General features: G+C 45.5%; 7 protein-coding genes. 3 read left to right on the forward strand and 4 right to left on the reverse strand.

Going from position 1 to position 8,032, the window contains the following annotated elements:
• Nucleotides 1-94: 94 nt before the first annotated feature.
• Genes EDI28_RS24995 through EDI28_RS25005 form a run of 3 tightly spaced genes read right to left on the reverse strand, consistent with a single transcriptional unit; the run spans nt 95 to nt 2,428 of the window.
• Nucleotides 95-1,432 carry a sensor histidine kinase gene (locus EDI28_RS24995; protein WP_128786580.1) on the reverse strand — a complete coding sequence of 446 codons (1,338 nt, stop codon included), beginning with the start codon at nt 1,430-1,432 and terminating at the stop codon, nt 95-97.
• Nucleotides 1,422-2,081, reverse strand: coding sequence for a response regulator transcription factor (locus tag EDI28_RS25000; RefSeq protein WP_128786581.1), 660 nt, complete (start codon nt 2,079-2,081; stop codon nt 1,422-1,424). The genes EDI28_RS24995 and EDI28_RS25000 overlap by 11 nt, the downstream gene beginning before the upstream one ends.
• Nucleotides 2,078-2,428 (reverse strand): PepSY domain-containing protein, encoded by a 351-nt coding sequence (locus tag EDI28_RS25005; protein WP_128786582.1) that lies wholly within the window; start codon nt 2,426-2,428, stop codon nt 2,078-2,080. The genes EDI28_RS25000 and EDI28_RS25005 overlap by 4 nt, the downstream gene beginning before the upstream one ends.
• 233 nt (nt 2,429-2,661) lie before the next feature.
• Between EDI28_RS25005 and EDI28_RS25010 the strand changes: the two genes are divergently transcribed.
• Nucleotides 2,662-4,554, forward strand: a complete 1,893-nt coding sequence (locus EDI28_RS25010; protein ID WP_128786583.1) for a methyl-accepting chemotaxis protein — start codon at nt 2,662-2,664, stop codon at nt 4,552-4,554.
• A 99-nt stretch (nt 4,555-4,653) separates the two neighbouring features.
• On the opposite strand, the gene EDI28_RS25015 is transcribed toward EDI28_RS25010, so the two are convergent.
• Nucleotides 4,654-5,559, reverse strand: coding sequence for a DNA ligase (locus tag EDI28_RS25015; RefSeq protein WP_128786584.1), 906 nt, complete (start codon nt 5,557-5,559; stop codon nt 4,654-4,656).
• Between the two features lie 325 nt (nt 5,560-5,884).
• On the opposite strand from EDI28_RS25015, the gene EDI28_RS25020 reads away from it, so the two are divergent.
• Together EDI28_RS25020 and EDI28_RS25025 are read left to right on the forward strand one after the other, a co-directional pair.
• On the forward strand, nt 5,885-6,937 hold the full coding sequence (locus EDI28_RS25020) for a PTS sugar transporter subunit IIC (RefSeq protein WP_128786585.1): 1,053 nt from the start codon (nt 5,885-5,887) through the stop codon (nt 6,935-6,937).
• A gap of 236 nt (nt 6,938-7,173) precedes the next feature.
• Nucleotides 7,174-7,836: a chromosome segregation ATPase gene (locus EDI28_RS25025; RefSeq protein ID WP_128786586.1), complete on the forward strand. Its 663-nt coding sequence runs from the start codon at nt 7,174-7,176 to the stop codon at nt 7,834-7,836.
• Nucleotides 7,837-8,032: the final 196 nt, after the last annotated feature.

The following is an 8,032-nucleotide window of genomic DNA, read 5'->3' on the forward strand; positions in this document are numbered from 1 at the left end:
TAATAGTAATGGCCGGTACAATATAGTAGACAGTAAAAATGCAGCGCAAGGCTGCATTTTTGTTAGGGAGTTTTATTTGCGAGACAAGGTAAATTTAGTTTCGAGGTAACGGCAATACCAATTCAGCTTTTAGTCCCCCCAGAGAGCTGCTTTCTAGTGTTAGGCTTCCCCGGTAGCTGTGTGCCAGCTCACTGACTATGTTTAGCCCAAGGCCAGTACCCGGCGTGGTTTCATCAAGGCGAACACCACGTTTAATAACTGATTCATATTCGCTGGCATCGATACCTGGGCCATCATCTTCGATAATAATCGTGACTTGCTGAGCATTATCGTCGACTTGGTGGACACGGATCAGACTGTTTGACCATTTGTAGCTGTTCTCAATCAGGTTACCGATGATTTCATCAAGATCGCGCTTCTCTATCGCGACATTGAGCGCGCTGTCGAGTTCGTTGACCAGTACCACATTACGATGTGCGTACACCTTATCCATTGCCAGAGAAATAGCATCAACACGTGTTGCCGGTGCAGTTTTAGCCGCAAGAATATTTGCCGCACCTGCCATCCGTGCTCGGCCAAGGTGATAATCGATGTGTTGCTGCAGCTGCTGAAGTGGCGGTGACAATTTGTGTTTCGTGTCATCATTAAGCAGGGCGACTTCGTTATTCAATACAGCGATAGGGGTTTTTAGTGCATGAGAGAGGTTACCTGCATGGTTTCTCGCTCTTTCTAGTAGTTCCTGGTAATGGAATAGAAGCGCATTAAGATCGTCTATCACAGGTCTGACTTCAACCGGGTAGAAACCCGTGAGTTCGGTTGAGTTGCCTTCGCGAACGTTTTTCAAGTTTTGCTGTAATTTTTTCAATGGCCAGAGTGACCAGCTGACTTGTAACCAGGTTAGGGCCAATATACCAAAAGCCATGATAAGCAATATTAACCACAGGCCATGGGTTAGCTGCTGCAATGTCGCCATCAATTTATCTTGGTTAGCCGCAATGGCAAGTTCGACGGGTTCGTCAATTTCAGGCAGTAGGAATTTTCTTTTGACCACGAGCAGAGATTGCTCATCTGGACCTGTATATCCGCCTTCCTCATTTCCGGTGATGCTTGTATCCCATAATGAACGGGAACGGATCTGGGTTTCATTGACCGTCAGAGCCCAGTAAAGGCCGCTATAAGGTGACTGAAACCTTGGGTTAGACAGCTTATTTGGGAGCGATAGCTTACCGTTCGAATCAACGTCAGCGAGCGCAGTTAATTCATCGAGATAAAGATAGAGCTGCTGTTTTTCCTGATCGATAAGATAGCTTTTGATAAAGCTCGGAACCAGATAGCCCGCAGAAAGGGTTATCGCTAAAAGCCATACAGTCGCAGCAAGTAGTAAGCGACTGCGTAGGCTTGGTAGGTGTTTACTACGAGCGTTAATCGGCATTGATGCGGTATCCAAGCCCTCGAACGGTTTTAATGACATCGCCACCAATTTTACGACGTATACGCCCGATGAAAACTTCGATAGTGTTTGAATCCCGGTCGAAGTCCTGCTTATAAATATGCTCAACCAATTCAGAGCGAGAGATCACTTTGTCGGCGTTATGCATCATATAAGACAGCACTTTAAATTCTAATGCTGTCAGGTCAATAGCTTCACCCTGGTACAGAACTTTTGAACTGCGGGTATCCAAACTTAACCCGCAGGCCTGAATAACAGGGGAGGCGTTACCGGTCGAGCGGCGCAGCTGGGCGCGCAAGCGGGCAATGAGTTCCACCATCTGGAAGGGTTTGGTCAGGTAGTCGTCCGCACCGGCATTCAGGCCTTCAACACGCTGGGTCAGTTCGTTACGGGCGCTGAGGATAACGACTGGGCTGGTGACATTTTCATCCCTAATCCCTTTAAGAACGGTTAGTCCGTCAAGCTTAGGTAGGCCAAGATCGAGAACGATGGCATCCCAAGGTTCAGACGTCGCCCGATAAAGGGCATCAATACCATCGGTAGATAACTCTGCGACCCAGCCACTTTGTTCCAAGCCACTGACAATTTGTTCGCCTAGTGTGATTTCATCTTCAACGACAAGTATTTTCATTCTGATACCTTGATAACATTTTCCAGATTACGGCCCTTAATTTCGATTATAGAAAGCGTTTTAGCTTCGTATTCAACTTTGACAATATTGTTATTGGGGTCGATGAGTTTGAGTTCATAGACCCAAATATCATCATCTTCTTCCAATTCAACTTTAATTATCCGGCCATGAAGTTGTTTACTGACAGTTGCCTTGAGTGCAGAAAAGGGTTGAATGAGCCCCTGCTGAACGGCTTCCATAACATCGTCATGATCTTCATCGATTTCTAGCGTCGGAGTAGCGTTAGCTATTGGCGCTGAAAGGAAAATCATGCAAAGTGCTGTGAGTAATCGCTTATTGATATTCATGTAGTAGATTGTAACCGAAGTTAAGTGAACCGAGAATGAATATGTAAGGCCTGAAGAGGTATAGAACATCGGTTAATTTGGCAAAATTTCTAACTTGACAGCGCTATCACGAATTACCAGCATAAAAATTCACCATTGAGTGATTGTGTGCTCATAGTTTAAGTGTTACTGGTGGCATAATTATTTAGAAGCATTATATTCCTTAGAGTATTATAACTAGATCTAGGGAAAATATGCGTTTAAGTCTTAAACTGAAGCTTGTGTTATCAAGCGTATTACTCATTCTAATTACTATTCTTGTGTTAGGTGGGTTTTCATATCAAACACTCGACAAACAAGCATGGTCAGCCATTGAAAGTGAGAGCCAAAATACGGCAAAGGCCTATAGCCAGGGAATTGGAGATTGGTTTCACGATCGTCAAAATTCTGTTTCAGCAACAGTAAATGCCATTAAGCGTGATTCACAATTGGATATTGTCGGTCACCTTAAGCAAACCTTGGTATCAGGTGGATTTGGTTTAAGTTACTACGGCACAAAAGAAGGTGTTATGCATCGTCATGATCCGTCGTTAAATCGAGCAGGTTATGATCCACGGGTACGAGGCTGGTACAAGGAAGCTTCAGCAGCAAGAAAGCAAATTACAACTAAACCTTATGTAAGCCATACAATGCAAACCTTGGTGGTGACATTGGCTGAGCCGGTATATAGCCAAGGTAAAATGCTTGGGGTTGTAGGCTCGAATCTTGCGTTGGGCCAGTTAATGGAGGATGTACTTGATATTACCGTTCCGGGTAAGGGGTACGCCATGTTACTCGATACGAAGAATAACCTAGTTGTTGCGCATCCGAATCAGGATTTGGAACTAAAGCCAATCACTGAATTGGGCCAGGGGTTTAATGAACAGAACCTAGAGCAGGCGATGTCATCAAGATCATTGTTCTTCACCAATATGGACGATCGTGAGAAAGCGGTTGCAGTAAGTGCTATTCCCAATACCACATGGGCCATCGCTTTGGTGATGGACAAAGCCACATTGGTGTCGCCTCTCAATAGTATGCTGTTGAAGCTAGCATTGTTCGGCTTGCTGATTATGGCTTTTGTTTCTGCATTTACGGCATGGCTGGTATCTCATCTGTTCAAGGGGCTTAACAATGTTTCAGCTGCGCTGTCAGATATTGCCAACGGTGAAGGTGATCTGACCGTACGGATTAATATGCAGTCGGATGATGAAGTCGGTAAATTGGCAGATAACTTCAATCAGTTTGTAGGGCGCCTGCATACTATGGCCGTTAACTTGCGTGATATTACCCTACAGCTTAATCATTCAGCGGCTGACTCTGCTGATGCCGCTACCTTGCGGAGCAAAAATATTCGCCACCAGCAAGATGAGATCACTATGGTCGCAACTGCTGTTACAGAAATGGCAAGTGCAACACAGGAAATTGCCGGCAATGCGGAAAATACTGCGAAAACGGCAGAACAAGCTGTGGCGTTGACGGAAGAAGGGCATGCGCAAGTTGGTCAGAGCCAATCCTCAATTGGTAATCTTGCCAAAGAAGTCGATAGCGCCGTGAATATTATCGAAGATCTTAATGGCCATGCCCTGAAGATTAGCTCTATTCTTTCCACTATCCGAGATATTGCCGAGCAAACGAACTTGCTGGCACTGAATGCGGCGATAGAAGCAGCACGGGCTGGTGAGCAGGGAAGAGGGTTTGCTGTAGTGGCAGATGAAGTGCGGGTATTGTCTCAGCGTACCCATACCTCAACAGAAGAAATCCAAACAATGATTGAAACGCTGCAGTCTACGACTAAGCAGGCAGTCACGGTGATGTCAGACAGTCATCAATTGGCTGAAACTAGTGTGCAGGATGTGGACGATGCTGGCGTCAGCATTAATAATATCGCCAATGAAATCAATGTGATTAGTGATATGGCAACTCAGATAGCTTCGGCGGCAGAGGAACAATCGAGTGTTACGGCTGAAATTAGCCGCAATACGGAAGGCGTTCAGGAGGTCGCAAATCAGATGGCAGGCGAGGCACAGGAAGCGGCACATCAGGCTGAAGGTTTGAAAGCTCTTGCCAACCAGCTTGAGCAAGAAGTTAAGCGCTATAAACTATAGTGTCGAGCATGCAGTGACATAGTTAAGTCAGTAATAGCCGCTTGAAAGAGCGGCTTTTCTTTGTCACGTTCTGAGCCGTAAAGAAATCGCTTGGAAATGTCAGATGTCTGAGTGAGATCTCCCCCTGAGGTAACGAGCAAAACGCGGTATACCGTTATCGGTGTAACCATTGTAGCGGTAAGTGATGATTGAGCCGATAAGTGGCGGATTCTCTCGGTCGTTATCTTTAAATCCAGAGCCAATTTTGAATTTTATATTTTCCGTGGTCAAAACCCAGATAGCCCCTATCATGCCGCTGAACTTACCTTTTCCTTCTTCGTAGCCAATAACGACGGCCTCGGCATCTTGGTGCTGTTTCATTTTCAATAAACGATCAGAACGACCGTTCTGGTAGAGATTGTCTTTGTGGTGAAGCATCAAGCCTTCCCCGTTGCCTTGGGTGATTTCCTCTAGCTTGTTTTCAAGGGCGGTCTGATTTTGATAGGAGTGTTGCGGGACAAGTTGAATGTGAGGACGATTTATTTGTGTAATGACAGTGTATAGCTGTTTCAGGCGTTGTTCGAATCGGTCGGGGTTGGAGGGTAAATCAAAGATCATATAGTTAACCGTTTTCCACTGTTCATCATTTGGGGATTGATCCAAAACCGTTGCGGCAATGTGTTGAAATGAGCCTCGACCAGCCCATAACTCTCCATCGAGAGGCGTATTACTGGGCAACGAGGCGATGAACCAAGCTGGCGCTGAAATAACGTTGCCAGTACGGGTGACTAGTTTTTCACCATTCCAGAAGGCGCGAATGCCATCTAGTTTTTCACTGACATAGTAAGCAGAAGTCGTATCTTGGGTTGATATTGCTTCAGAGGGAATCTGTTTTTCATAATGTCGAGCCGTCATGATCTCAGGTGCTGTTTTTGCCTCTAGATGAAACGGACTGATAATTAGAGTAATAGCAGCCGCGAGTCGTGTCAGGGTTGATGGAATCCGTGCAGTTAAGGAACTTATCATTGTGGGGCTCCAAGGATTGAATACAAGATAGTGGTCGGTATTTAGCGTTGGCATTTCACGTTATGGCTGAGGCTCGAATGAGTAAATCTTGGCTCGTAATATTGTGGCTAATATGTGTAGTGGGCCTGAAATGGTAAGGGGGTAAGTAAAACTAGGGAGGCAGGAGTGTGAGCAATGTCCACTGGGGATTTTATCAATATATACTTATTATCTCCCTCCTTGTGCTGCTGGTGGAATATGGCTCGTTTGAGCGCAGTCATGTAGAATCAGTGACTTTGATTTTTGCTCATCTCGAACAAATTGCCATATACAGTGACGTATTATCATGCAGCTAGCACAGCACAAACTCAGTGACTTCTTACATCGAAAGAATATAGATTTTTCTGCCCGGACATATTTTGTTCACGCCATGAGCTATATGGCGTTAGGCTTATTTTCCTCCTTATTGATTGGCTCGATTTTAAATACACTGGGAATGAAGTTGGGTATTCCGCTATTTTCGGAAACTCTATGGCCTATTGCCAAGCAGATGACCGGTCCTGCAATTGGCGTGGCGATTGCCTATGCTCTGAAGGCGCCGCCTTTGGTTCTTTTTTCGGCCACAACGGCGGGTGCGGCAGGCGCTGCACTGGGAGGGCCAGTCGGCGCTTATATTGCCTCAGTAGCGGCAACTGAATGCGGAAAATTGGTCGCAAATGAAACAAAGATTGATATTCTGCTGACTCCGGCCGTTACTGTGGTCGTTGGTGTTACTGTCGGTACGCTTGTTGGTCCTCAGGTTGGTGCGTTAATGACGGCACTGGGGGATCTCATTATGTATTCGACGCAGTTACAACCGTTACTGATGGGAATGGTTGTTGCTGTTTTGATGGGGATGGCGTTGACGCTTCCTATCAGCAGTGCGGCAATTGCGATTATGCTTAGTCTGAACGGTTTGGCTGCAGGAGCGGCAACTGTAGGCTGTTGTGCTCAAATGGTCGGCTTTGCCGTGATGAGTTTTCGTGAAAACCGCTGGGCAGGTGTTGTAGCTCAAGGGCTTGGTACATCGATGTTGCAAATGCCTAATATCGTCAAGAATCATAAGATTTGGCTGCCGCCTATTTTAGCTTCAGCAATTCTTGGCCCGATTGCCACGCTGGTGTTTACACTGGAAAACACGCCATTGGGAGCAGGGATGGGAACATCCGGTTTTGTCGGGCAGATCCAGTCATTTATCGCGCTCGATGCCGCCGGATGGAGTAGTGGTGAAATTTACACGGCGGTTATCCTTATGCATCTAATATTACCGGCCGTCGTCACGCTGATTATCGCAGAATTTATGCGAAAAATGGGATGGATTAAACCCGGCGATTTGACTTTGAACCTGACATCGAAATAATCGATGAGAAAAAAGGAGCATGAAACATGCTCCTTTTTTTGTCTGCTTTTGGTGAATAAGCCGAAATCTCATCGGTTTTGTATTCATTTTGATGAAATCATGACACAAAGAAAATATCTGGCTGATATTATTAACATATTGGTGGTGTCCTGAGTTCTGTAGGCGGTTTACGTTAGTGTTTAGGCGAAAGCTGGTGTGGGGCAGGAAAGGCGATTTGTTTAGCGGGTTGAATATATATGATGTCATCTTGGAAAGCTTCATTAGTGGTTGGTTTTGTACTGGGAAGTATTTTGGCTTCGGCCGTTTGGAATCGTAGCCCCGGACCTAGCCAAGAAGAGTATGAGCTACTGTTACAGAAAAATGCCTTGTTGGCTGAAAAAAAACAGGCCCTACAGGAGAGCTTTGAGGCTCTAGAAACGCATAAAGCGTTAGAGCTTGAAAAGGCGTTTGAACAATTAGCGAATAAGCAAGCTGAGCTTGAGCAACAGAAAGCCGACTATGAGAAACAGCTGGCTCAATTGAAGCAACAGCAAAAGAAATTAGTCGTGACCAAGAAGAAACTTGATACTAAAGTTGTTGAGTTAAAGACAGCCACAGAAAAGCAGCAAGTGGTGTTGACCCACTCGAAAGAGCTTTACCAGCAGCAGCTATTGTTACAAAAACAGGTTGCCAACACAGAAGCTGATGTTAAGAAAGCTAAGCGCGTGGCTGAAGACTTCAAGAAGCCGTGTGATGAATTTAAATCGGGCACTAGCTGGAACTGGGTGTCTCAGGCAGATTGTGACAAGTATGATGTCAAGATAAAGGCTGTTGCCGATGAAGAGGCCCAGTTGACCGCTCTGAAAACTGAGTTGGAAGCATTGAACCAAAAAATTGAAGTCAATTTACCCAAGAAATAATTGGGCATAACAGATAGCTTTTTATGGAGGCAGGGTAATACCTTGCCTTTTTGTTGTCACCTCTAAACCACCGCTTTGAGCGGTGGTGATTGTTCCTGTGGGCTATTGCCCGAAGGAGTGCCCATGTTAGAAGTAAGCCTCTTATTCACCACAAGTAAGAGGAAACAACAAACATGGGCGATTACAGGAGTTCATC

It is taken from the genome of Photobacterium chitinilyticum, from assembly GCF_004104355.1.
Classification (GTDB): Bacteria; Pseudomonadota; Gammaproteobacteria; order Enterobacterales; family Vibrionaceae; genus Photobacterium; species Photobacterium chitinilyticum.